Origin of the sequence: Pedobacter sp. 22226, from assembly GCF_052045455.1 — a bacterium.
GTDB classification, from domain to species: Bacteria; Bacteroidota; Bacteroidia; order Sphingobacteriales; family Sphingobacteriaceae; genus Pedobacter; species Pedobacter jeongneungensis.
Genome location: NZ_JBQEPB010000003.1, coordinates 399,719 through 426,610 on the forward strand (window position 1 = coordinate 399,719; position 26,892 = coordinate 426,610).

At 38.1% G+C, this 26,892-nt stretch carries 13 protein-coding genes; 12 read left to right on the forward strand and 1 reads right to left on the reverse strand.

Annotated features, from left to right (window positions below):
• The first annotated feature begins 178 nt into the window (after positions 1–178).
• The 5 genes from ACTJKC_RS08650 to ACTJKC_RS08670 all read left to right on the forward strand — a co-directional run bounded on the left by ACTJKC_RS08650 (position 179) and on the right by ACTJKC_RS08670 (position 10,678).
• Positions 179–3,397, forward strand: coding sequence for a SusC/RagA family TonB-linked outer membrane protein (locus ACTJKC_RS08650; protein WP_440791130.1), 3,219 nt, complete (start codon positions 179–181; stop codon positions 3,395–3,397).
• A gap of 18 nt (positions 3,398–3,415) precedes the next feature.
• On the forward strand, positions 3,416–4,843 hold the full coding sequence (locus ACTJKC_RS08655) for a SusD/RagB family nutrient-binding outer membrane lipoprotein (protein ID WP_440791132.1): 1,428 nt from the start codon (positions 3,416–3,418) through the stop codon (positions 4,841–4,843).
• 502 nt (positions 4,844–5,345) lie between these two features.
• Positions 5,346–8,540, forward strand: coding sequence for a SusC/RagA family TonB-linked outer membrane protein (locus ACTJKC_RS08660; RefSeq protein WP_440791134.1), 3,195 nt, complete (start codon positions 5,346–5,348; stop codon positions 8,538–8,540).
• A gap of 23 nt (positions 8,541–8,563) precedes the next feature.
• A complete protein-coding gene (locus ACTJKC_RS08665) occupies positions 8,564–10,069 on the forward strand; it encodes a SusD/RagB family nutrient-binding outer membrane lipoprotein (protein ID WP_440791136.1) in 1,506 nt (501 codons plus the stop codon).
• 24 nt (positions 10,070–10,093) lie between these two features.
• Positions 10,094–10,678, forward strand: coding sequence for a DUF1735 domain-containing protein (locus ACTJKC_RS08670; protein WP_440791138.1), 585 nt, complete (start codon positions 10,094–10,096; stop codon positions 10,676–10,678).
• Between the two features lie 136 nt (positions 10,679–10,814).
• On the opposite strand, the gene ACTJKC_RS08675 is transcribed toward ACTJKC_RS08670, so the two are convergent.
• Positions 10,815–11,501, reverse strand: coding sequence for a hypothetical protein (locus ACTJKC_RS08675; RefSeq protein WP_440791140.1), 687 nt, complete (start codon positions 11,499–11,501; stop codon positions 10,815–10,817).
• A 356-nt stretch (positions 11,502–11,857) separates the two neighbouring features.
• On the opposite strand from ACTJKC_RS08675, the gene ACTJKC_RS08680 reads away from it, so the two are divergent.
• From ACTJKC_RS08680 to ACTJKC_RS08710, 7 genes are all read left to right on the forward strand, one after another.
• Entirely contained in the window at positions 11,858–14,998 is a 3,141-nt protein-coding gene (locus tag ACTJKC_RS08680) for a SusC/RagA family TonB-linked outer membrane protein (RefSeq protein ID WP_344851453.1), read from the forward strand.
• Between the two features lie 24 nt (positions 14,999–15,022).
• Complete coding sequence (locus ACTJKC_RS08685; protein WP_440791143.1) at positions 15,023–16,504, forward strand: RagB/SusD family nutrient uptake outer membrane protein; 1,482 nt, start codon at positions 15,023–15,025, stop codon at positions 16,502–16,504.
• Between the two features lie 483 nt (positions 16,505–16,987).
• On the forward strand, positions 16,988–17,176 hold the full coding sequence (locus ACTJKC_RS08690) for a hypothetical protein (RefSeq protein ID WP_440791145.1): 189 nt from the start codon (positions 16,988–16,990) through the stop codon (positions 17,174–17,176).
• A 159-nt stretch (positions 17,177–17,335) separates the two neighbouring features.
• Complete coding sequence (locus ACTJKC_RS08695) at positions 17,336–20,494, forward strand: SusC/RagA family TonB-linked outer membrane protein (protein WP_440791147.1); 3,159 nt, start codon at positions 17,336–17,338, stop codon at positions 20,492–20,494.
• Positions 20,495–20,512: 18 nt separating this feature from the next.
• Positions 20,513–21,994 carry a RagB/SusD family nutrient uptake outer membrane protein gene (locus tag ACTJKC_RS08700; protein WP_440791149.1) on the forward strand — a complete coding sequence of 494 codons (1,482 nt, stop codon included), beginning with the start codon at positions 20,513–20,515 and terminating at the stop codon, positions 21,992–21,994.
• A gap of 273 nt (positions 21,995–22,267) precedes the next feature.
• Positions 22,268–25,396: a SusC/RagA family TonB-linked outer membrane protein gene (locus ACTJKC_RS08705; RefSeq protein ID WP_440791151.1), complete on the forward strand. Its 3,129-nt coding sequence runs from the start codon at positions 22,268–22,270 to the stop codon at positions 25,394–25,396.
• A gap of 18 nt (positions 25,397–25,414) precedes the next feature.
• A complete protein-coding gene (locus ACTJKC_RS08710; protein WP_344851459.1) occupies positions 25,415–26,890 on the forward strand; it encodes a SusD/RagB family nutrient-binding outer membrane lipoprotein in 1,476 nt (491 codons plus the stop codon).
• Positions 26,891–26,892 lie beyond the last annotated feature (2 nt).

Here is a 26,892-nt window from a genome sequence, read left to right on the forward strand (position 1 = left end):
TTTTAACAAAAAATTAAAGGCTAAAAGTTTTCCAATAATTTCTAAACGTAATAAAATAACGTATCTTCGTGATTATTCACCCCTGAATTATTAGTTAATTCCGGAGATTATACTCCGGAAAGATCACATCCTCCAAATGCGCAACGCATTTAATTAATCTTTACTAATCTATTTAAGAATGAAAAAACTTTTACAAAGTTTGTTCATCCTCGTGCTGTTTGCATATTCTGCAATGGCCCAGGAGCGGACAATTACTGGTACAGTTACTTCAGGGGATGACAAGCAAGCTATACCTGGGGTAAGTGTTAAAATTATCGGAGCCCAGGGTGCTACCGTTACAGGGGCTGATGGAAAATTTTCCATAAAAGTGCCTTCTACAGCAAAAGAATTGGAGTTTTCGTACATTGGTTATGCCCGTCAAACCAAAACCATTGCGGCCGGGGCAATCAATGTGGTGTTGATGCCCGATGCTAAATCGCTGGATGAAGTAGTGGTAACTGCTTTAGGGCAAACAAGAAAAAAGAATACACTTTCTTATGCCGCACAACAGGTTAAGGGCGAAGAGCTGAGTCAAACACGCTCTGCCAATGCTGCTTCAGCATTATCTGGTAAAGTTTCTGGTCTGCAAATTATTCAGGGCAATGCAATAGGTGGCTCAACCAATGTGGTTATACGTGGTAGTAAATCGCTAACAGGGAACAACCAGGCGCTATTTGTGGTAGATGGTGTGCCGGTAGATAATTCGAACAACAATTCAAGTGATCAAAAAACAGGGAGGGGCGGTTATGACTACGGTAATGCTGCTGCGGATATTAATCCCGATGATATTGAATCTGTAAACGTATTAAAAGGTGCTGCCGCAAGTGCATTGTATGGTTCAAGAGGTGCTAATGGTGTAATTATGATCACTACCAAAAGTAGAAAAGCGAATGGCATGGGCATCACCATTAACAGTGGCCTTACCATTGGGCACATTGATCGGTCTACTTTTCCAAAATATCAAAAAGAGTATGGGGCAGGTTATTCTGATGGCTACGACAGTGGGGATGGCTTTTACCTGATCGATGTTTTAGGCAATGGCATAAAAGAGAAGGTTGCCCCTACCGGTGAGGATGCTTCTTATGGTGCAAAGTTTGACCCTAACTTATTGGTGTATCAATGGGATGCTTTTGATCCCAGCTCGCCAACCTACCATCAAAAAACGCCCTGGGTTGCAGCAAAAAACGATCCCTCTACTTTTTATGAAACTTCCATTTCAAATAGTAACAGCATCACCCTTGATGGTGCTTCAGATAAAGGAACATTTAAACTGGGCTATTCCAGAAATGATGAACGTGGTACTTTACCCAACAGTAAAGTGCTTAAAAACATCATTAATTTTGGTGGAAGCTACAAAATTACAGAACGCTTAACCGCATCGGCCTTAGCCAATTTTTCTAAAGTAGACGGGCTTGGCAGGTATGGCTCCGGTTATAGTGGCCTGAACGTAAATCAGAATTTCAGGCAATGGTATCAAACCAATGTCGATATCCAGGAACAAAAAGAAGCTTATTTTAGAAATGAACGGAATATTAGCTGGAACTGGAAATATCCTTCCGATCAAATGGCTTTAGTTCCGAGGTTTACAGATAACTACTATTGGACCAGGTATCAAAACTATGAAAATGATACCCGGAGCAGGATTTTTGGTAATGCATCATTAAACTATAAAGTGACAGATTACCTGAATATCTTGGGCCGTGTTACCTTAGATTCATACAATGAACTTCAGGAAGAACGTATTGCCAGTGGCAGTAAAGATCCGGGCATGTACAGCCGGACAGACAGAACTTTTCATGAAACCAATTTTGATCTGATCGCAAATTTGGATAAAAATCTTAACGATGATTTTAATCTTAAAGCACTGGCTGGTGTAAACATCAGGCAAAGCCTTTTAAATGATACCTACTCTACCACTAACGGAGGCTTAATTGTACCCGGCTGGTATAGTATTGCCAATTCTGTTGGTACAGTAGATGCGCCTGTAGAAAATTATGAGCCAAGGGAAGTAGATGGTATTTTTGGAGGGGCAACTTTAGGTTATAAAGAATTTTTAACCCTTGAGGGGACTTTTAGGAGAGATAAATCATCAACACTCCCTGTCGGAAACAATGCTTACAATTATTATTCTATCGCAGGAAGCTGGTTGTTTTCCAAACATTTAGAGAAAGAACTTAGCTGGCTGTCATCCGGAAAAATCAGGGTAAATTATGCTACTGTTGGTAACGACGCACCCTGGGGAAGTATTAAAAATGTGTACACTCCTCAAAGGCCGTTTGGCAAAACTAAACTTTTTGCCTTTCCGATAACCGTAAAAAATCCTGACTTAAAACCCGAACAAACCGAAAGTAGTGAAGTAGGCCTGGAAATGGCTTTTTTAAAGAATAGAATCGGCTTTGATGCATCCTACTATCTGGCAAAATCCAAAAATCAGATTTTTGCCTTAGCCACTTCAGCAGCCGTTGGCTTTACCAATAAATTTGTAAATGCAGGGATAATCAGAAATAATGGTGTAGAACTATCGCTGTATGGCAGTCCGGTTAAAACCAAAGATTTTTCCTGGAACATTAATGTAAACTGGACAAAGAACAACAGTAAAGTACTAGAGCTTTATAACGGGAGTACTAATTTGCAACTGGGCAGTTTTCAGGGTGGCGTAAGTATAAATGCTACACTTGGTCAGCCTTATGGAACAATCCAGGGGAAAGATTTTGTTTATGATGGAAATGGGAATAAAGTTATTGGAGCCAATGGCTATTATTTGGTTACCAATACCACTACCAATGTAATTGGTAACATTAATCCAAAATGGACTGGTGGTATTCAAAATACGTTTAAATATAAAAATGTATCGCTTGGCTTCCTGGTTGATTTTCGCCATGGTGGTAATGTTTGGTCGCTCGATCAGTATTATGCCACTTATTCCGGAGTGTTAGCCAACACTGCGGGTTTAAATGACTTGGGTAATCCGTTAAGAAATCCCCTTACCAATGATAGTAAAAGCGGAGGCGTAATTTTAGATGGCGTTACAGCTGATGGAAAGCCCAATACAAAACGTGTGGTAATCGATGCGAGCTCGCCAACACCTCCGCCGGCTGCTTTTTCGTATGATGCCAGTTATATTAAACTGAGGGAGGCTACATTAACCTATGCGCTGCCTAAGAATATTGTTTCGAAGTTAGGGCCTCTTAAAGCGGTAGATTTATCTGTTTTTGGCCGTAACTTATGGATTATTCATAAAAACCTTCCGGATGCCGATCCCGAAGAAAACCTTTCTTCTGGTAATATACAAGGTGTTCAAAGTGGGGCTTATCCAACCACCAGAACATTTGGGTTTAACGCAAAAATTTCATTCTAAACGTTTAAGAAAATTCCAATGAAAAAACTTAAAATATTTTTTGTTGCCCTGTTGGCCTTGGGGGCATGTAAAAAAGACATCACCTCATTAAATGATCCAACAAAAAGGCCGGCAGTTGCACCGGCAGGTACATTATTTGCCTATGCAACAAAATCATACAGCGATGCGATTACCAGCGCCAGTGTAAATACAAATGTATTCAGGTTTGTGGTTGGCCATTGGGCCATGACCACTTATCAGGATGAATTACAGTACGATTTTAATACCCGCGAAATTCCTAAAACATGGTGGACCATTATGTACCGCGATGTGCTTCAAAATTTAACTAAATCTGCTGATTTTGTGCGTGCAGATCCATTAATGGATCCGGCGGTTAAGGTTAATAAACTTGCTATTTTAGATATTATGCAGGTGGTGGCTTACAGTACAGTGATAAATACATTTGGAAATGCACCCTACAGCAAAGCATTAGACGAAAATAATCTGTTCCCGGTTTATGATGATGCCAAAACCATTTCACTCGATCTGATTAAAAGGTTAAATACTGATATTTCAAAATTAAATACCAGTAATAATGGCTTTAGTGATACAGAAGACCTGATTTATAAAGGCGATATTGCCAAATGGATTAAATTTGCAAACTCTCTGCGCATGCAACAAGCCATGATTTTGGCTGATGTTGATAATGACGCAGCTAAAGCAAGTGTTGAAGCGTCTGATGCTGGTGCTATTTCTGCTGCTGCTGATAATGCTTCCTTTATTTATCTGGATGGATCGCCAAATCAAAATCCGCTATTTGTTGATATCGTAACAGGTAACAGGGGCGATTATGTGGCAGCTAGTGATCTTCTTAATAAATTAAAAACATTATCCGATCCGCGCCTGGGTTTATTTTATTCCCCTAATAAGGATGGTTTATTTGTGGGTGGCATTTCTGGTTCAGGCAATTCATTAAATGCAATATCCAACCCCAATCCAAGGCTTTACGCTGCTAATGCGCCAACTTTGTTTATGGATTATGTAGAAACAGAATTTTTCAGGGCAGAAGCAAAAGAAAGAGGGTATGCCGTAAGCGGAACTGCTGCAGAGCATTATAATAATGCCATTACTGCCTCTATTATTTATTGGGGAGGAACAGCGGCCGATGCTGCAGCCTATTTAACAAATCCCGAGGTGGCCTATCAAACCGCGTCGGGTACTTGGAGAGAAAAAATTGGCCTGCAAAAATGGATTGCGCTTTATAACAGGCCGTTTAACGGCTGGACAGAGTTAAGAAGGTTTGATTATCCTAAAATTACACCTCCGGTTGGAGCTAAATCAGGTTTCCCTGTTAGGTTAAACTACCCAACTAATGAACAACAGTTGAATGGCGCCAACTATACAGCTGCTGCTGCCGCAATTGGCGGTGATTTGGTAACAACAAAATTGTTCTGGGATAAGTTCTAGATGAGCTATTTGGCTTCACCCCCTGTTAGTGCCTGCTTTGTCCGTCACTAACAGGGGTTTTTCTATAGTAATCATCTTAAAGGCGCTCCACTTTAACCACATAATTAAGTTACTATTTTATTTGCTATATATTTCCCAGCCCCGGGGCTTATTCAATGCCTGCCGGTTAATAAAAATGTGGGTTTAACTGCTGTTTTAGTTCTTTTTAGGGTATAGATTAGAATTTTGGCACAATTTTTTTATACAATTTAGTTGCCCTATGCAGTCGTTTTAATGTTAAATTAATGCTATTTTGATCTTGTTTCTGCACAATTTGTTTAAATGCATATAATTTAATGTCTTTTTGTAGAAAAATACCCCCAATTAGTCTTTTTTGTAATACAGCTTAATTGTCAAATAAAAGTCATTATATTTCTTTGTTTTGTTAAAGTTTGTTAAAATGTTGGGTATCTCTGCTATATTTAGCTTTTAAAATAATCATTAACTAACCTATTTTCAAATTATGAAAAAACTTCTACAAAGTTTGTTCATACTTATGTTTGTTGCTGTAACGGCAATGGCACAAGATAGAACAATCACTGGTACAGTTACATCAAAGGATGATGGATTACCAATTCCTGGTGTAAGTGTTACGATTACTGGAGCTAAAAGCGGAACCCAAACATCTGCTGATGGTAAATTCAGTCTTAGTGTGCCATCTGGTACTTCAAGCTTAAAATTTTCGTTTTTGGGGTTTCAGACTCAAACCGTTGCCATTCCTTCTAGTGGTGTTTTAAGAGTTTCTTTAGCATCAGATCAACAACAACTTGGTGAAGTTGTGATTACTGGTGCATTGGGAATTCAAAGACAGAAAAAAGAACTTGGATATGCTGCTACCTCGGTTAACAACGAAACAATTACAGCTGGAAATGCAGTAAACGTTGCAAACGGTTTACAGGGAAAAGTTTCGGGTTTGAACATTACTACAACAAATAGTGGTGTATTCGAAAACGTTAAAATTAACTTACGTGGTATCCGTTCATTAACCGGAAACAACAACCCGTTATTGTTATTGGATGGTGTTCAGTCTGATATCAATTACCTTTCTTCATTAAATCCTAATGATATTGAAGATGTAACCGTTTTAAAAGGTTCTGCTGGTGCGGCTGTTTATGGATCTGATGCAAGAAACGGTGTAATCATCGTAACTACTAAAAAAGGAACAAAAGATGGAAAGCCTGTTGTTACAGTTAGTAATTCAACTCAATTTCAGGATATCAGCTTTTTTCCTAAATTTCAGGAAAAATTTGGTTTAGGCGGTGGTGGTAACAATGCAGTTGGCGGTCAGTACACACCTATCGAAAACTGGTCATGGGGTCCTGCATATGATGGTTCAACAATTGATATCGGTCCGGATTTAACGGGCGTTGTAGATCCTCGTTTCGGTCCTTTAACTACCCAGACAGAAACTTATAGCAACAAAAACTCTAGAAAAGACTTCTTTAATACTGGTTCTGTTATTCAGAATGATGTTTCTTATGGAGATAAAAACTTTTACTTAAGCTTACAGGATGCGAATATTAAAGGTATTGTTCCAGATGATAAAAACCGTAGAACAGGTATCCGTTTAAATGCATCTAGAGAATATGGAAGATTGAAGGTTGCTTTAAACACGAATTATGTTCAGCAGAACTATAATCTGTTTGATTCAGAAGGTATGTCTGATTTTAACTCTTCTCAGAATGTAGGATTAAATCAGGGTTTAATGAACTTATTGTTTAATACTGCTGGATACATCGATTTGCAGAAATATAAAGATTTTGAAAACAATCCTTATGCTTCTTACAACTACTATTATACTGATTATGGTTTAAATCCATATTTTGCAATTGATAATTTTAGAAAAACAGGAAGAAGAGCAGATTTTCTTGCTAACTTAAACTTAGAATTTAAAGTTGCTGACTGGATGTCGTTAAACTATAGAGCTGGTATAACTTCTCAATCAACTGATGAGCGCAGGATTTCTAAAGGTGAAACACCTAATTCTTACGGTACTGCCACCAGGGGATTTAACCCTATTGCTTCTAATTTAGAAGAACGTTCTTTCAGATCTCAAAGATTATCGTCGGAGCTGTTTGCAAATTTCAACAAACAAATTAATGATGATTTCAAAATTACAGGTGTTTTAGGTACTTACCTTCGTGGCGATAATGGTCGTGATACCCGTGTTGGAGCTGTATCTTTAGTTGTACCTGATTTAAATAATATTTCTCAGCGTACAGGTAATTTAACTGGTTCTTCTCCTTTCAGACAAAGCAGGTTATTTGCTTTATATGGTAGTGCTGCATTAAGCTACAAAGGATGGGCAAACGTAGAGGTTACCGGACGTAATGAAAAAACATCGGTATTAAGTGACGATAATAACTCATACTTCTACCCAGGAGTAAGTGCATCATTCGTATTAACAGATGCTATAGATGCATTAAAAAACAGTAATATCCTTTCTTACTTAAAGCTTAGGGGTGGTTGGAATAAAACAGCAAATGCTGATTTAGCAGCTTACTCTTTAGCTGCAACATTCTCTCAAGGTGGTGGTTTCCCTTATGGTACCGTACCTGGTTACGCTGCAGACAATACTGTTTACGATCCACTTTTAAGGCCAGAATTTATTCAGAATACTGAAGTTGGTTTGGAAGCTGGATTTTTAAAGAACAGGATTAATATTGAGGCTACTTATTTCCGTCAAAGCATGACAGACCAGATTGTTCCGATTAATTTATCATCTGCAACTGGTTACACTACTGCAAACGTAAATGCGGCTTCATTTATTAATAAAGGTTTCGAATTAGATTTAGGATTAACACCTTTGGTAAATTTAGGTCAGGTTCGCATTAACTTTAAAGCAAATGCAACCTACAATACTAGTGATGTTACTCAAATTTATCCTGGTTTAGATCAGATCTCAATTGGAGGTTATACTTATGCAGGTAACTACGCAATTAAAGGTTATCCGGCATTCGTAATCAGAGCAACGGATTACGTTAGAGATTCAGAAGGAAGAGTAATCGTGAATTCACTTACCGGAGCACCTACTGCCGATCCGAACACAAAAATTTACGGCAATACACTTCCAAAATGGATTGTTGGTTTAAATCCATCTATCCGTTGGAAAGGCCTAAGTGTTTCTGCATTGTTTGAATATAAAGGAGGTTACATGAACTATAATGATATTGGTAATGCAATGTCTTGGACAGGTGTTTCAGCACTATCTGGAATTAATAACCGTGAAAGATTTATTTTCCCTAATTCTTCTGTGTTAGTTAATGGACAATATGTTGCCAATACCAATGTAACTCTTAATAACCCGGAAACATTTTTTACTGGTGTAGCTAGAAGTGTTGCTACTAACTATATTACAAGTGCAGCTTCATGGAGATTCCGTGAGTTATCTATAGGTTATGATATCCCGGTATCTGTTTTTGGCAGTCAAAAGGTTATTAAAGCACTAAACATTGCGTTAACCGGAAGAAATTTAGCGTTATGGTTACCTAAGTCAAATCAATACACAGATCCTGATTTTACATTTAGCCCTGCTGCTGCAAATTTTGGAAACGGCAGTACAACTGGTGTTACTACGGGTAATCAAGCAGGTATAAGTAACTCGTCAATTAATCCTCCAACAAGAACTTTTGGTGGAAACATTACGATTACATTTTAATAACAATATTAAATAGGACAGAAATGAAAAAAATTATATATCCATTTTTTGCAGCGGTGTTGTTATTTACTGCAAGTTGTAAAAAAGAGTTTTTCGATATTAATGAGAATCCTAATTCTCCAACTGATCAATCGATTACTCCTAAGGTACTTTTACCGAGAGCACTACATAACGTAGGGGTAAGGGTTGGTACTACTTTTGATTACGCAGCGTTTTGGATGAGCTATTGGGGTCACTCAGGTTCATATGGCCAATCAATTGAAATTGAATCTTATGCCATTACGAATTCTTTCCAAAGCGGGCAGTGGACAGGTTGGTTCGATATCCTTAATGATATCAATACCATGGAGAAAAAGGCTAAACAAGGTGGGCAACCTTTCTATGAAGGAGCTGCAAAAACTTTAAAAGCAATTGGTTATATGTACTTGGTTGATCAATACAACAATGTGCCATATTCCAAAGCTTTTGATTTTGTTGGGAATATTACTCCTGCTTATGATAAAGGTGAAGATATCTACGCTGATTTATTTGTTCAGTTAGATGCTGCAGGAAAACTTTTTGTACAGGCAGAAGCTAACGGTGTAGATGCGGCAACCAAAGCATCTGACGTTATGTATGCTGGTAATACCGCAGCCTGGAGAAGATTAGTCAACACAATGCGCTTAAAACTATTAATTCATGAATCTCAAGTGGTAACCGCTGCTACACGTACAGCTGTTGTTGCTCAGATTACTGCAGATGGAGCTGGTTATATCAATCAAGGATCGCAAGCAGCACTAGTTAACCCAGGTTATGCTGTGGTAGACGGGCAGCAAAACCCATTCTGGAATACATATAAAATAACAGCATTAGGTGTTACAGATCAATATAACAGAGCGAATAACTATATCCTTAATAAATTCACTTCTACAAATGATATCCGTTATCAATATGTATTCAGCCCAGCTGTTACGCCATTGAATGGAAATACATATAAAGGAGTTAATTTTGGTGAAGTAGTTCCAAATAATGATCCTTACAAGCAACAAAATCAATCAGACGTTGCTGGTCCTGGTTTAGCAAAACTTGCAACACAGTCACAACCTGTTTTCACAGCAATTGAAAGTTTATTCTTACAAGCTGAGGCTGCTGAGAGAGGATGGATTTCCGGAAGTGCACAAACTTTATATGAAAATGCTGTTAAAGAATCATTCACATATTTAGGAGCCGGGGCTGCTGCTGGCCAGGCTTATTTAACTGCCGGAGCTGCAAATACCTCTATTGGTTATGCTGCTGCAACAAATAAAATCCAATTAATTGTTGAGCAGAAATATTTAGGGTTAATTGGTTTAGCAAACTTTGAAAGCTATGTTGATTATAGAAGATTAGGTTTCCCTAATGTTCCGCTATCATTAAATCCTAATAGACTTACCAATGTTATTCCTCTTAGATTGCCATATCCACAAGCAGAATATAATTATAACGCTGCAAACGTTGCTGCTCAGGGAACAATAAATACACAAACTTCAGCAATTTTTTGGGATAAATAAATTTAACTACTTAAGGAAATTGAAATGAAAAGATTTATAAAATTATTATTATTAACAGGCGTTACCATGAGCTTAAGCTCTTGTCTTAAAGACAAAGGTTACGAAAGTAACTTATACGGAATTAACGACTCGTTGGAAGACAACAAGGTTGTAAATATTCCAACTACGGGTACTACATTTACTGTAGCTGGAACATACCCGTTAGCGGTTACACCGGCAACTACCCCTGCAACATTTTTGCCTGCTACCACTCCGGTAACCATTACTATTCCTGTGCATCTTTCGGCAAAAGACCCGGCTTCAGAAGAACTAAATGTTACATTAGCTGGAGATGCAACTGATGCAAAAATTACTGCATACAATGCAACAATAACCACTACTCCTAAGTTCATCAGACTTCCGGCTGATAAATATACTTTATCAAACGGTGGTGTAGCAAAAATTGCGGCAGGAGGAAGAGATGCATCTGTTACTTTAACATTTGTACCCTCTACATTAACTTCAGGTGTTCGCTATGCATTACCTGTAGTGATATCTGCTGTAGATAAATCAGGTTATATCATTAGTGGAAACCAAGGATATCGTATGTTCTTGATTACAATAAGATAGAATTTAGTCTTCATTTAGAAGATTAAAAATTTTTAAAAAGAATGACCTCTTGTATTTACACAAGAGGTCATTCTTTTTTATAAGGTTATTTTGTTATTAATAGTTATTTCTGTCTAGAAGATAGGCCTTATTAATATTATAAGGTATTAAAGTGATCAAATAAGACAGAAAGATCACTATCCTTTTTTATGTTTAATTTATTGCTGGATATATAGCTGTCAACTTCAGCTTTATTTTGAGATAGAAGAGGATATATGGCACTTCTCTCCCTTTTAATTTTCTCCAGTTTCCCCGCCTTTTCAATAAAATAGGTATCTACAGGTTTCATTTTTTTAACAGAATAAAGCATTCCTGCTTCTCTTTCATCTACCCTTTTCATCTGTACTCTCTTTAATAAGGTGATTTTCCCTTCCGATAGAATTTCGTAAAAAGTTTTTTCATTTCCGCCGTCTATTGAAGGGTACCCAGATTTAAATTTTTTGCTTGCTCCGCCATTTTCTGAAGATGTAATGGTAAATTCCTTTACTGCAAGCTTAAATAATTGTGGTAAATCATTATCTGCTTTAAATATTAAACGGTCGTTGCTTAAATCGTACATAAGGTTCATCCCTTTATACAAACTATCATTAGATAATTTTACCGATCCTTTATTCCATGTTTCGTATAGATAAGAAACATCATTATTTCCTTTGGTCGTGTTTCCTGAATAATTTACATCATTATTTGCCAGTTGCAGGTTTACCCCTAATTGGGCATGACCGGCTAAATAAGGCAATACAAAAACTGATGACAATACGATTGTTTTTTGAAAGAGATTTTTCATGTTAATATGATTATTTATATAAACTTACAAATAATCATGGCCTTTTACTATTAAGCATAGGTTGTAATTAAAAAAAAGAAAAGACTTATCGTGAAGATTCAAATCAGAATAACCTTTATCTGAATTATGTTTCATTGAATTTAAAGGTAAACCAAAAAAAAATTGCTTAAACGCAAACAAACCGTTAACTAAATAGTTAGTACTAAAATTTAATTGAAATATCGTAATCAAAATGTCATAATTTAGTTAAAGTCACGCTCTTTGTAAATTTCGGGACTTAAAATTTGAACTACGCTTCAATTATTTTATAAATTCGAACCTCATTAATTCAATTATCCCTAACTAACTTAAATTTCATGAAAAAACTTCTACAAAGTTTGTTCGTGCTTTTGTTAATCGCATCGTCTGCAATTGCACAAAACCGAACAGTCTCAGGTACAGTTACTTCAAAAGAAGATGGTTTACCTCTTCCAGGAGTAAGTGTAAAAGCGGGTGGCACAAGCGCTGTTACTCAAACAAATGTTGACGGTAAATACACAATTAGTGTTCCTTCTACGGCAAAAACATTAGAATTCTCTTACATTGGTTATACTAAACGAACGCTTGCCATTACAAGTGTACTAAATGTTACTTTAGTTGCTGATAACCAATCACTTCAGGATGTTGTAGTAACCGCATATGGTACGGTTAAAAGACAAAATTTTACAGGTACTGCTGCAACTGTAGGTAGTACGCAGATTAAAGATCAATTGGTTAGTAACATTGGTAACGTATTACAAGGTCAGGCAAGCGGTGTTGTTGCCGTTAACAGTACTGGCCAGCCTGGTGCGAACCCAACTATCCGTGTACGTGGTATTGCTTCGGCAAATGCTTCTTCAGATCCTTTAATTGTTTTAGATGGAGCAATATACGGCGGTCATTTAAATAACATTAATCCTAATGATATCGAAAGCATTACCATTGGTAAAGACGCAACCGCAACATCATTATACGGATCGAGAGCAGCCGCCGGTGTTTTGTTTATTACCTCAAAAACAGGATCGGGCAAGCCTAAAATTGATATAAATATTAACAGTGGTTTTTCTAACAGAGCTGTTAAGGATTATGAATACCTGGGCTCTCAGGGGCTTTACGAAACTACCTGGGAAGGTCTTCGTAATCAGGCATTAATTACTCCGGCTTTGGTTACTTCTTCTGGTTCTGCATCTGCAGCAGATTATGCCAGCAAAACTGTTGCCCCTACATTAGTGTATAACCCATATAACCTTGCTCAGCCGGTTGGTTTAGATGGTAAACTGGTTGCAGGTGCAAATGCACTATGGAATCAGGATTGGGCTGATGCGTTATTAAGAACCGGAAAAAGAACAGACGTTAATGGAGCTGTTTCAGGCGCTTCTGATAAAACACGCTATTATATTGGTGGTGGTTATCTGTCAGATCAAGGTTTAGCAACAGAATCTCAGTTTAAAAGATACAGTGGCCGCGTTAAATTAGATAACCAAACTACTAACTGGTTAAAAGTTGGCGCAAACGTAAGCGGGTCTTTTTCTACTCAAAACTATCCAAACCAGGCGGGTTCTGGTTACTCTAACGTAATCTCCTGGATCCGTACGGTATCAAGCATTTATCCTGAATACCTTTTGGCTCCAACAACTGGTCAGCCAATTTTAGATGCTAACGGTAATAAACAATACGATTTTGGTAACAACGGACCATTGCTTCGTCCGGTATTAAGACCAGGTAACCCAGCGGCTACTACCTCAATGAACCCTACTACTTACGATCGTTATTTAACTTCACTTAACGGTTATGCAGAAGCTAAAATCATTGATGGCTTAACAATCCGTTCTCAGTATGCTTTAGATTACTATCAATACGCATTTGACCAGTATTATAACCCATTTGTAGGTGATGGTGCTGCATATAGTGGCAGAAGTGAAAAGTACAGAGAAACAACAATTACGCAAACGTTAACAAACACTGCCACATATGATAAAACATTTGGTGTTCACCATCTTAACTTATTGGCTGGTTGGGAAGTTTATAAATACAAAGATAACTATACTGATGCAGAAGCAAGAGGTTTTACCTTCCCTGGTACTACCGAGCTTTCTTATGGTGCAACGCCATATACGGCAAGTTCTAATACTTACCTAAACAGACAGACCAGTTTCTTTGGTAGAGCAAGCTATGATTATAAAGATAAATATCACGTAACGGGTTCGGTTCGTGGTGATGGAAACAGTCGTTTTGCTGAAAATGTTCGTTGGGCAACCTTCTATTCAGTTGGTGCTTCCTGGAATGTTAACCGCGAAAGCTTCCTTTCGGATGTTAAAGCGCTGAGCGACTTAAAATTAAGGGCAAGTTATGGTACAACTGGTAATCAGGCATTATTAAACAGTGCTGGTAGCCAAAGTTATTTCCCGTATCTAGGCGTTTATACCGGCGGTGCAAACATTGCAGGATATAGCGGTTCTTACATTTTAAGTGCAGCAAACGACGTTCTTACCTGGGAGAAACAAACGGATTTAGATCTGGGTATTGATTTCGGTGTTTTGAAAAATAGAATTTCAGGATCATTTACCTACTTCAACAAAAAATCAAAAGGATTATTGTTTAACAGGCCATTAGCTCCTTCAAGTGGTTTAAATGGTGTTAACGATAATATTGGTCAGTTATCGAACAAAGGTATTGAGGTTGAGTTAACTACAAGAAACTTTGCCGGTAAAGATTTCCAATGGACAACCTCGATCAACTTTACACACATCAGAAATAAAATTACATCACTTCCTCAACCTACCATTACAGGAAGCAACTTTTCTCAGCTTTCTGTTGGAGAATCATTATATAATTTCTACTTAAGAGATTATGCTGGTGTTGATCCTGCTGATGGTCGCCCGATGTGGTATCTGGATCAAACAGATGCTAATGGAAATATCACACAAACAACCACAAAAACCTACAGTGCGGCAACCCGTTATTATAAAGGAACAGCGTTGCCAAATGCTACTGGCGGTATTAACAACACATTCAGCTACAAAAACTTTGATTTGAATGTGCTGGCTTCATTTAGTTTCGGTGGAAAAATTTATGATTCTGATTATGCCGGCTTAATGCACGCGGCAATTGGTACAAACCCAGGTTACAACTGGAGTGTTGATATATTAAACAGATGGCAAAGTGCAAGTAATCCTGGTGATGGCGTAACTCCTCGCTTAACCGGTACAACAGATGATCAGGCAACTTCGGCTTCAACACGTTTCTTATATGATGCAAGCTATGGCCGTATCCGTAACATTACTTTAGGTTACCGTTTGCCTCAACGTTGGTTAGATAAGGTTAAATTTGCCCATGCCAGAATTTTTGCAGATTACCAAAACCCATTCACCATTTTCGGTCGTAAAGGTTTAGATCCGGAGCAAGGTATCGCTGGTGTTACCAATAACGCTTCTGTTGTTTACAAAACCTTATCGTTCGGCGTTAACTTCGGATTTTAGTAGGCCTATTTAAAAAAGATTATTATGAAATTTAAAAAATATTTATTGATTGGTTTAAGTGCTATAGCGCTTTCATCATGCACCAAAGATTACCTTAACGAGCCTCAGCCTGCTGATGGCAGCGTTTCGGATGTATTGGTTTTTAATTCTAAAGTGGGTGTAGATAATGCTCTGACAGGTATTTATTACCTGATGCGTAATTACCAGGGTTCTGCGCAAAATATGTACGGTTGGAAAACGGTACAGTTGAACTTTGATTTGAGGGGTAATGATATGATCTCTGATGCGAGTAACTGGTGGTTATACGAAAACAACTGGAGTGATAATACTTATGGAAGAATTGCTACAGCATCACGTAATGCCCAGATCTGGAACCTTTGCTATAAAGTAATTAACAATGCAAATGCCATTGTAACCAACATTAATAAGTTGCCAGAATCAGATGCTGTAAAAAATGCTTTTGTTGCAGAAGCCAGGGCCTTAAGAGGTTGGGCTTACTTTCAACTGGCAAGAGTGTATCAGTTTACTTATGCCAAAGATATAAATGCAGCAGGTGTGCCGATTATGTTAGAAGCTACTACAGCAACTACTACAGGTAAACCTCGTTCATCAATGAAAGATGTTTATGCGCAAGTAGTGTCTGATTTAGAGTACGCAACTGCAACATTAACCACAACCCGTGTTGATAAATACCGCATTAACAAAAGTGTAGCTCAGGGTATTTTGGCTGAGGTTTATCAGGAAATGGGAATGGCAGATGCTTCATTATGGACAAAAGCGGTTTCTAATGCACAGGCAGCCAGAACTGGTTTTACTTTAATGAGTGCCGCAGATTATAAAGCTGGTTTTAATACTGTTTCTAATGCAGAATGGATGTGGGGCTTACAATTTAATGCATCACAGTCGTTATCGTATGCATCTTTCTTCGGTTATATCGAACCTTTAAATACACCAAATACCTCTTTCAAAGCGAGGTATAACGATTTATACATCAATAATACTTTCGTAAGTTTATTTACTGCTACTGATATTAGAAATACTTTCTTGGCTGCACCTGGACAATCTAGTGCTTTAACCTGGAAAAAATTTGTAACCTACAAATTTCAGGATAATGCAACTCAAACAGGCGATTTTGTAATGATGCGTGCTGCTGAAATGTACCTGATTGAGGCAGAAGGCGATGCGCAGCAAGGTTTATTGGAGCCTGCTAAAGATGTGCTTTTTGTATTGCAGAAACAAAGAGATCCTAATGCCGTTCGCTCAACAGCTACAAGTAAAGATGCATTAATTAATGAGATTCTGGTAGAACGCAGAAAGGAATTATACGCAGAGATGGGAGTTGAATATTTCGATTTAAAACGCTACCAGAGAGGTTTAGTTCGCAATGGTATCCAGTGGAGTTTATTGAATATCGCTGCAACCGACAACCGTTGGAGGTGGCAGATTCCACAAACAGAAATGGACAACAATAAGAGCCTAACCAGCGCTGATCAAAATCCATTATAGATTTATAATATAATTTCAGGCCCTGTAACCAAAAGTTACAGGGCTTTTTTTAAGTAACTTTGATGTTGTTTTTTTTAATACCTATGTTATTTTGATGTTATCCCTCTATGGCTAATTATTTCTAAATTGGCTATTCACATTTAGCTGATTTATTTCCTCACCTCTACCTGATTTTGACTGGTTATTTTAATCGTGATGTTTTTGCCAGGTTTTTCTGCTCAATCGATATCGCCTCATAATCATAATTTTTCTAACCCTGTTTTAATGTAATTGTATCTTTTTAAATAGATAATTAGCAGTTAATAGTTTAATTATATTGCTTTTTTGGTGTTTCTAGCTGTTTTTGACAGATTTTACTGATGATTTTTAGCTTCTTTTTGAATAATCACAAAAAAAATAAATTAATTTTTATTTTGTAAAATTTGCATGACGTTTTTCTAAATCCTATATTGGATTATTAAACGGAAACTAAACTAATTATTTATGAAACAACTCGCCCAGAGTTTGTTCTCATTGTTGTTCATTGCAACCGGAGCAATAGCACAAGAAAGAACAATCAAAAGCGCTGATGTGGCCAGAGAAGGCTACAAAGATCCCCCGGAAATAAGTGTTAAAATTCAAAATGCGACCTATAGAACCACCATCACTGGCGCAATTGAAAATTTAACTTAAATAACCCTGGTCGTTAACTCAAAAATAACTCAATCATTAACTTCTAATATTTAATCTTTAAACCGGCAATAAAAACAGGTGCAGTTCTTATTGTTGAATTTGTGTTGCAGAATACAAACCAATTGCACGATTATTAACTAAACTAAACTAAATTTTTTTATGAAAAAACTTCTACAAAGTTTGTTCATATTGCTGTTTATTGCCTCTTCGGCAATAGCGCAAGAAAGAACAATCACTGGTACAGTTACGGGTAAGGAAGACGGAATGCCGCTTCCTGGTGTAAGTGTTAAAATTAAAGGCGCAACCGGCGGAACCACAACTGGTGCAGATGGTAAATACACAGTCCGTGTAACATCAAGAGCAACAACATTAGAATTTTCGTACATAGGTTACAGTACTCAATCAAGAACGATCGGAGGAGGATCAGTAATCAACGTGGCTTTAGAAAGCGATTCGAAAACGTTAACAGATGTAGTGGTTACAGGTTATGGCGTAACCAAGAAAAAAGATTTTACCGGATCGGCAGCAAGCGTTAAGGGTGACGATTTAAAAGATAAACCCGTACAAAGTTTTGTACAAGGCTTAACTGGTCAGGCTGCTGGTGTGAGTATTATCCAGCCGAACGGCTTGTTAAACAATCCTCCGGTAATCCGCGTAAGGGGCGTAAGTTCAATATCACTAAGTTCTTTTCCTTTGGTAATAGTAGATGGTATTCCTTTTCCAACCGGCGATGCTTCGGCTAACTCTGCAGCAAATAACCCATTGGGCGATATTAACCCGTCGGATATTGAATCTATCGACATTTTAAAAGATGCGGCCTCAACCGCATTATATGGTTCCAGAGCTGCAGCAGGTGTATTGGTAATTACCACTAAAAAAGGAAAAACCGGCGATGCCAAAGTTACCTACGATGGTTGGGTGGGTGTAAATAACGCCGTACGTTTACCAGAAGTATTAAATGCACAACAATATATCGATTCGAAAAATGCTGCTGTTAAAAATGCATTGGCAATCAATCCTAGTGCCCTTACTGCTGCTCAGAGAGATGCAAACGGACTAAGTTTCTTCCCGAGCTACAATGCAGATGGTTCATTAGTAGATACCAAATGGTATGATGAGGTTTACAGAACGGCTTATTCGCAAAACCATAACGTAACCATAAGCGGAGGAACAGCTAAAACAACTTATTATATTTCAGGCGGTATTTCTGATCAGGACGGTTTCTTGAAAGCGAATTCTTTTCAAAGAAACTCTGCGCGTGCCAATTTAACGCACAAAGCCACAGATTGGTTAGAGTTAAACTTAAACCTGAATTACAACAACAGTTTTAATAAATCGCCACAAAGTGGATCTGCTCCGGGTTCAGCATTTGCGTCTTCAGGTTTAGGTCGTATTGCCATTGCTGCTGCGCCAAACGTTTCTGTATATAAACCAGATGGCAGCTACAACTTAAGCGGTCAGTACATTGGTAACAATGCCAACCTTATTGCAGGTACCTGGGCACACCCAACTGTATTGGTAGAAAAAGATTTAAATACATCAGAAAATACCCGTTTTTTAACTAATCTGGGTGCAACTTTCAAAATTGTAGATGGATTAACCTTTAGGTCAAACTACTCATGGGACAGAAGTAATACCGAAAATATCCAATTCTGGAATCCTTTATCAGGAGATGGTTTTACTTATACTGGTTATGCATACAATAATACTGCACGCCGTAACAACTGGAACTGGATTAATACCGTACAGTATAACAAAACTTTTGGTGGCGACCATAATTTAAACTTAACCTTAGGCTCGGATGTTCAAAAAACAAGAACAGTAAACTGGGGAGCTATCCGCCAGGGCTTAGGTGATCCAACTTTCTTCAATCAGTTTCAAGGTACTTATGTAACCAATGTTCCTGGAGGAAACAGCATAAACCAAATTTCTTTCGAAGCTTATTTGGCAAGCGTTAGCTATAACTATAAGGGTAAATATTTCTTAAGTGGTAATTTTAGAAGAGATGGTAATTCTGGTTTGGCTCAAGAAAACAAATGGGGTAATTTTGGTGGCGGATCAATCGGATGGTCTATCTCTCAGGAAGATTTCTTCAAAAATTCATCGTTAGCAAATACCATCAGCAATTTACGTATCCGCGCAAGTTATGGCAGGGTTGGAAATGCAAACGTAGGTTCGTACAATGAATACACCACTTATAGTCCTGCTTTATATGGTGCTATTCCTTTTGCCTGGTTATATGGACAAGCTGGAAACAAGGATTTGAAATGGGAAACCAGTAACCAGACCGATATCGGTTTAAATATCGGGTTCCTGAAAGACAGACTTACCTTTGAAGCCGACTACTTCCATAAAGATATCAATAACTTAATTTTAGATGTTCCTCAGGCGCCATCAAAAGGTATCCCGGGCGGAAGTATCCTTGCCAACGTAGGTTCGATGTATAACAAAGGATTTGAATTTGCAATTTCAGGTGTTCCTGTAAAAACAACAAACTTCACCTGGACCACAAACCTAAACTTTACCACAATTAAAAATGAGGTAACTGCATTAGATCCAAACGTGAAACAAATTATCGGTACTACGAGTTCTTTAGAATCGGCAAGTGTTACCACAGTTGGCCAGTCTATCGGAAGTATATATGCGGTTAAAACGAATGGTGTTAACCCGGCTAACGGACGCAGGATTTTTATTAATGCGGCAGGCCGTGAAGTACAGTATTTACACCTTGGCGGTGCAAACGCATGGACATACCTAGATGGTACCCCAGCTCCGTCTCCGGCAGGTGATGCTCAGGTAATTGGTGGTACCCTGCCTAAATGGTATGGTGGATTTAACAATACGTTTGCTTATAAAAACTTCGATCTAAACATCATGTTTACTTATTCCGGCGGAAATTACATCTATAATGGTTCTCGTGCAGGATTATTAGATCAACGTTTCTGGAACAACTCAACAGAGGTATTAAACGCCTGGACTACACCTGGTCAGGAAACCAATATTCCAAGAGTAGTTTACGGAGATAACGTTTCTAACGGATCATCATTCCCTATCGATGCCAATGTTGAAAAAGGAGACTTTCTTCGCTTACAGGCAGCAACTTTAGGGTATAAAATTCCAAAATCTGTATTTGGTAAGATCGGCATCAATAGTGCCAGGGTTTATGCTTCTGTAAACAATGCTTTTATTATTACAGGCTATACAGGTGTTGACCCCGAGATATCTACTAACGGTAACTCAAACCTTGCAAGTGGTATCGAACGTAACAGTATTCCTCAGGGAAGATCTTTCACCTTCGGAATTAGTTTAGGATTATAATTTTAACTACAAATCAACATGAAAATTTTTCATATCAATTCATACAAACAGAAGGTTGCTATATTGGCAGTAACAGCATTGCCATTAATAGGTTTTGTGTCTTCTTGTAAAAAAGATTTTCTGGTGGCAGCACCAGAACTTACCCTTCCTGATCAGGATGCATTTGCTAATCCAACAAGGATTTTAGGTCAGGTGAACGGCTTATACGTATCGCTAAAATCAGGCTCATTTCTTGGTGGCAGGTATCAGATTTACAATGATATCAGGGCCGAAGAATTTACCAATAGATTAAGTAATAACGTTACCGGTTACGATGTTTATGGCGGTACAAATAACTCTACCAATACCTATATCGCCAGTTTCTGGTCGCAGGGATACTTAACTATTAACAGGGTAAATCTGTTTTTAAAAGGAATAGAAACCAATTCTACTGTTTTAACTCCCGCTTTAAACGCCAATTACATTGGCGAAGCTAAGTTTATCAGGGCATTGAGCTATTTTTCTTTAATACAGGTTTTCGCTAAACCTTATGTTCAAAATAACGGAGCATCACGTGGTTTGCCATTGCGTTTGCAGCCAGAAACATCTCTGGCCAATAATGCTTTAAAAAGCAGTACTGTTGCAGCAGTGTACGCACAGATTTTAAAAGATCTGGATGATGCAGAAGCTGGTTTACCTGATGGTCAGGGTACTGCTTTGGCTAATACAACCAGGGCGCACAAAAACACGGCAATTGCATTAAAAACGCGTGTTTATCTGGCGATGGGAAATTATGCAAAAGTAATTGAAGAAGGCAATAAACTGGTTCCGCTGGTTGCTCCTTTTATCAACACAGCCAGAACCCCTCATGCTTTACAGGCCAATGTGGCTAGTGTTTTCGCCGCGCCATACACCACTTCTGAATCTATTTTCTCTTTACCCATGGCTGATACCAATGCACCTGGAACACAGAATCAGCTTGGGTATTATTATAATAGTAACGTAGAATACTTCCTGAATCAAACAGGTGCAGGTATATATGCAGATGCCGCATGGCCGGCAACAGATGCCAGAAAATCCAGTTTAACCGGAAACGTGGCACTATCTTCTACCAGTACCGTACGCAGGGTAATTAAATTCTCAGGAACTTCACCATTTATAGATTTTGTTCCAATTATTCGTTATGCAGAAGTATTGCTGAATGTTGCCGAGGCAGAAGCTTTGGTAACTGGTGGTAATTTAGTTCGCTCAAGAGCCATATTACAGGCTGTACGAACACGTTCTGATGCTACTTATGTATTTGGTGTGTTTGCTACTCCGGCCGATCAGGTAAATGCAATTCTGAAAGAAAGACGAATTGAGTTACTGGCTGAAGGATTCAGGTATAACGATTTGGCCAGAAAAGCCACTCCTCTTCCTTCTTTTGGTATCGGCGCAGCTATTCCTGTTACAGATGACCGCTACACTTTCGCTATACCGCTTGCAGAAATTAATACTAACTCGGAAGTTAATAACTTCTAATTAAACAATATTGCCGGGGCTATCTTTTTAGATAGCCTCTTTTTTTACTATCTCTTTCCGATCAGAAAAATAGCTTATCAAAGCTAAATGTATAATCATTTCAGCCTTTAACTACAACCGGCTTGCCTTGGTCCTTTAGTTGCTGATCCTCAATTTATTCCATGTTTTAAGGTTTTTAAAAAAGTAGAAGAAATTTTTATTTTGTAAAATTTGTATTACAAAATACTAAGCCTTATATTGTACTATTATTAACTAAACTAAACTATTTTTTTTATGAAAAAACTTCTACAAAGTTTGTTCATATTGCTATTTATTGCCTCCTCAGCAATAGCGCAAGAAAGAACAATCACTGGGACAGTTACGGGCTCGGAAGACGGAATGCCGCTTCCTGGTGTAAGTGTTAAAATTAAAGGAATATCCGGTACTGGTGTTTCTACTAATGCAACAGGTAAATTTTCGATTAAAGTAAGTGCAGATGCTAAAACTTTAACTTTTTCTTCTGTAGGATATTCGACACAGGAAATTGCTATCGGGGGAAGCATAATCAATGTTTCTTTGGAAGTCGATTCAAAATCCTTATCAGAAGTTGTAGTAACGGCATTAGGTCAAAAAAGAGAAGCAAAATCTTTAGGCTATGCAGCTACTACCGTTGATGCTTCAAAATTAACCGCTGGTCGTTCAACTAATGTGGTAAATGCATTAGCAGGTAAGGTAGCGGGTGTAAAAATTCTATCAACAGGCGGTGCAACAGGTGCTTCTTCAAATATCAATATCAGGCAGGCCACAACCTTTACCGGATCGAACCAACCGTTATGGGTATTGGATGGCATTCCAATTGATAATGGCGGAGGAGACCAATCAGTAAATACGGGAAGTACGAATTCGAACAGGGGTATTGATTTAAACCAGGACGATATTGAGTCGGTAACGATTTTGAAGGGGCCAGCTGCAGCCGTACTCTACGGATCAAGGGCTGTTGCCGGGGCAGTTATCGTAACCACTAAAAAAGGAAGTAAAGGTCAGGCCGGAAGAGTAGAATTAAGTAGTAATTACAATTATATAGAAGTTAACCGTTTACCGGATTATCAGAATCAATATTCTCAGGGCGCCAATGGATTATATGATTCCTTTTCGCAAATGTCGTGGGGAGCTAAAATAACAGGCCAAACGGTTACCAATTACCTTGGTAATCCGGAAACCCTAACGGCTTATCCTGATAATGTTAAGGATATATTCAAAGGTGGGTATAACCTGCAGAATAACGTTACTTTTTCTGGTGGCACAGAAAAAACAGCCTACTATTTTAATTATGGTAATTTTAAAGAAAGTGGATATATCGATAATAATACTTTGGCTAAAAATAACTTTACTGTTAACGCCAGTACACAATTGAGTAAAAATTTAACCATTAGTTCTTCAATTCAGTACATCCATAATAATTCTGTGGGTACCCCTACCGGTAATGCAAGGTCAAATCCCTTATTTGATGGTATGACTTTACCCAGGACCTATAATCTTGCTAATTATCCATTTGAAACGGCTGCAGGTTTAAATAATATACCAAGCAACCGTGTTAACAATCCAGGTTATACTTATTATAATGTTTTAGGTACGGATAACCCACTATGGTCAATTAAATATGTATTATTTAAACAAAAAATAGATCGGGCCATTGGTAATGTGGGTTTAGATTATAAAATAGCTGATTGGTTAAGTGCCAATTACAAAATCGGGATTGATCAATATACTAATGTGTCCAAAACAATCAACGAAAAATCAGCAAACAATAATCAATCTGCCAGTAGGACAGGTTCCATTATAGATAATACCACCAACAGGCGTGAGGTGAGTTCATATTTCAATTTAGTGGCCAATAAAAGGTTTTTAAAAGACTTTGGTGCCAGATTTTTATTGGGTAACGAGATTAATTATAGAAGAACAGATCAATTGCAGGTAACTGGTAATGGCATACAGGCAGCGCATAACTACAATATCTCCAATACCCTAACTTATGTTCCGCTTCAAACCATAAGAGAACAAAGTTTGGTAGGGGTATATGCCGATATTAGTTTAGATTATAAATCTTTTGCATATCTTTCATTTACAGGTCGTAGAGATGTTTCTTCAACTTTTGCTCCTGATAAAAGAAGTTATTTTTACCCTAAAGTAGATGCCAGTTTTATTGCTACAGAGGCTTTTCCGGAGTTAAAACAAAACGATATTTTAACCTACCTGAAAATCAGGGCTAACTATGCAAAAGTAGGTAGAGAAGCACCAATTTATAGTACCGGCACTTATTTTAGTACTGCGGGTCCTTCTGATGGTTTCGGGCCAAATCTTATTTTTCCATTTAATGGAGTAAATGGTCAAACTTTTTCAAATGCAGCAGGCAATATTAATATCAAGCCCGAATTTACAGCTTCAAGAGAAGTTGGTTTAGAGGCTAAACTTTTAAAAGACAGGTTAAGTATTGATGTTGCGTACTATAGCACTAAAAGCACCGACATTATATTTTCTGTGCCTAGTGCACCTTCTTCAGGTTATACCAGCACCCTGTTAAATGCCGGAACATTAAAAGCTCACGGTATTGAGTTGTTGATTAGTGGAACACCAATAAAATCTACAAACTTTAACTGGGATTTATCTGTAAACTTTACCAAAGGCAGAAATGAAGTAGTAGAACTGGCACCGGGTGTACCCTTTATTGGCAACGGTGGCTTTACCAATCCGCAGGGACGGATTGTTACCGGATATCAGTATGGAACACTATTCGGTCAGGTATTTAAAAAACTTAATGGTAAGGATGTGGTTGATGCGAATGGCAGGTTAAGTTCTGGTCAGATCAACACTGCAGAATTACAACCCATTGGCGATCCAAACCCAAAATGGACGGGCGGTGTAAATACCACCTTCTCTTATAAAGGCTTATCATTAAGTTTATTTGCAGATATACGTTACGGGGGCGATATTTATTCGAGAACAATTACCGATTTAAGAAGATATGGTGTGGCTGCAGAAACAGGCAACAGAGATCGTTTATATATGCACAACGCAGTATATGCCGATGGTACGCCAAACAATACCTTAATTACAGCCGAACAATATTATAGCGATTTGTATTCTTCTGCAGCCCAGGAATACGCTGTTTTTGACGGTTCCTGGATCAGGTTACGGGAGGCCACAATCTCTTATCGTATCCCGGGCAAATTATTAAACAAATTAAGCTTTATAAAAGGAATTAATGTTGGTTTAACCGGAAGAAACCTTTTGATGTATGCGCCCAATTTCCCTCACTTAGATCCCGAGAATAACCTTTTAGGTGTGGGGAACGGACAGGGGATTGAGTATAATGGCCAACCTCAAACAAGAACCTATGGTGGATTTTTAAAATTATCATTTTAGCATTAGGAGAGTTTAAATATGAAAATTAATATAAAGAAAGTAGCTTTTGGATTGGCATTAGCCATAACAGGACTGAGCTCGTGCAAGAAATTTGTAGACATTAATGATGATCCTACACGATTAAAAGATCCCGATGCAAGTTTGGTTTTACCTGCTGCACAAGGTAATCTTGGCTTTACAATGGGTTCTGATATACACCGTTTTACAGCTTTATGGGTGCAGCAGTTTGCTGCACAGGGTGGTGGTGCAGCCCAGCCTACGCAATATGATAAATATGCCATAGGTGAAGGTGATATTAATAATACCTGGGCAGCAACTTTTGCAGGTACCCTGACCGATTTACAGAAAGTGATCGAAAAAACTAAAGCAACAAGCCCCAAATATGCAGGTGTTGCAGAATTGGTAAAAGCGTATGTTTATCAGACCCATGTTGATGCATTTGGAGATTTGCCTTATACAGAAGCTATAGGCTATGAAGCGAATTTAAAACCTAAGTTTGATGGATCTTCTGCCATATATGACAATGTGTTTAATTTAATTGACGAGGGTATTGCAGATATCAAAAAAGCATCTTTGTTGGCCCCTGCAACTGATGACTTGTTTTATGGAGGCGATATGGATAAGTGGGAACGTTTTGGAAATGCTTTAAAACTTAGAATGTATATCCACTACTTTTCTACCAACGGAACTGCTGCAGATGCAACGAGAGCTAAAACGGGTATAACCACTATATTAGCTGGCAATAAACTGTTACGGGCGAATACCGACAATTTTCAAATGCGGTTTTTAACTTCTGCCAATCAAACCAACCCTATTCACCAATTTGAAGGCTCAAGACCGAACCAGTTTTTTCCAAGTAAAACTTTGGTAGACATTATGAATGCCAAGAGCGATAGCAGGAGAAATTCATTTTTTACATTACAGGCGGGTTCATATATTGGTGCTACTAATGGAAATGGCGATATAGTGGTAAGTACTTCCTTTTCGCGCATGAGCACTTACCTTAGAGGAAAGCTTTCAGCAGGTGCATATTCTGGCGAAGCACCAATAAGAATGTTAACATTTGCTGAGCAAAATCAGATTTTAGCTGAATATTTCGCCAGAACAAACGGTGGAAATGATTTAACCACGGCAGATACTTATTATAAAGCAGGCATAAACGCTTCATTTGCAAGTGCAATTGAGTTTTCAGATGTAACAGAAGCTGGGGCTGTAACCGCCGGTTTAGCTACTTATCTGGCTTCAGCAAATGGAACGCTGCTAACTGGTAATGCGCTGCAAAAAATCATCGAAGAAAAATTTGTGGCTAACTTTGGGGTTGCTATAGAGCCATGGACGGACTGGAGAAGAACAGGATTTCCTGTATTATCGCCGGTATCTCCTTCAACAGCCATTCCTCGCATATTACCATATTCATTTAACGAAAGAAGCTACAATCCTAACACACCAGCCCGACCTTCAGTATTTGTAAAATCTGTATTCTGGGATAAATAATT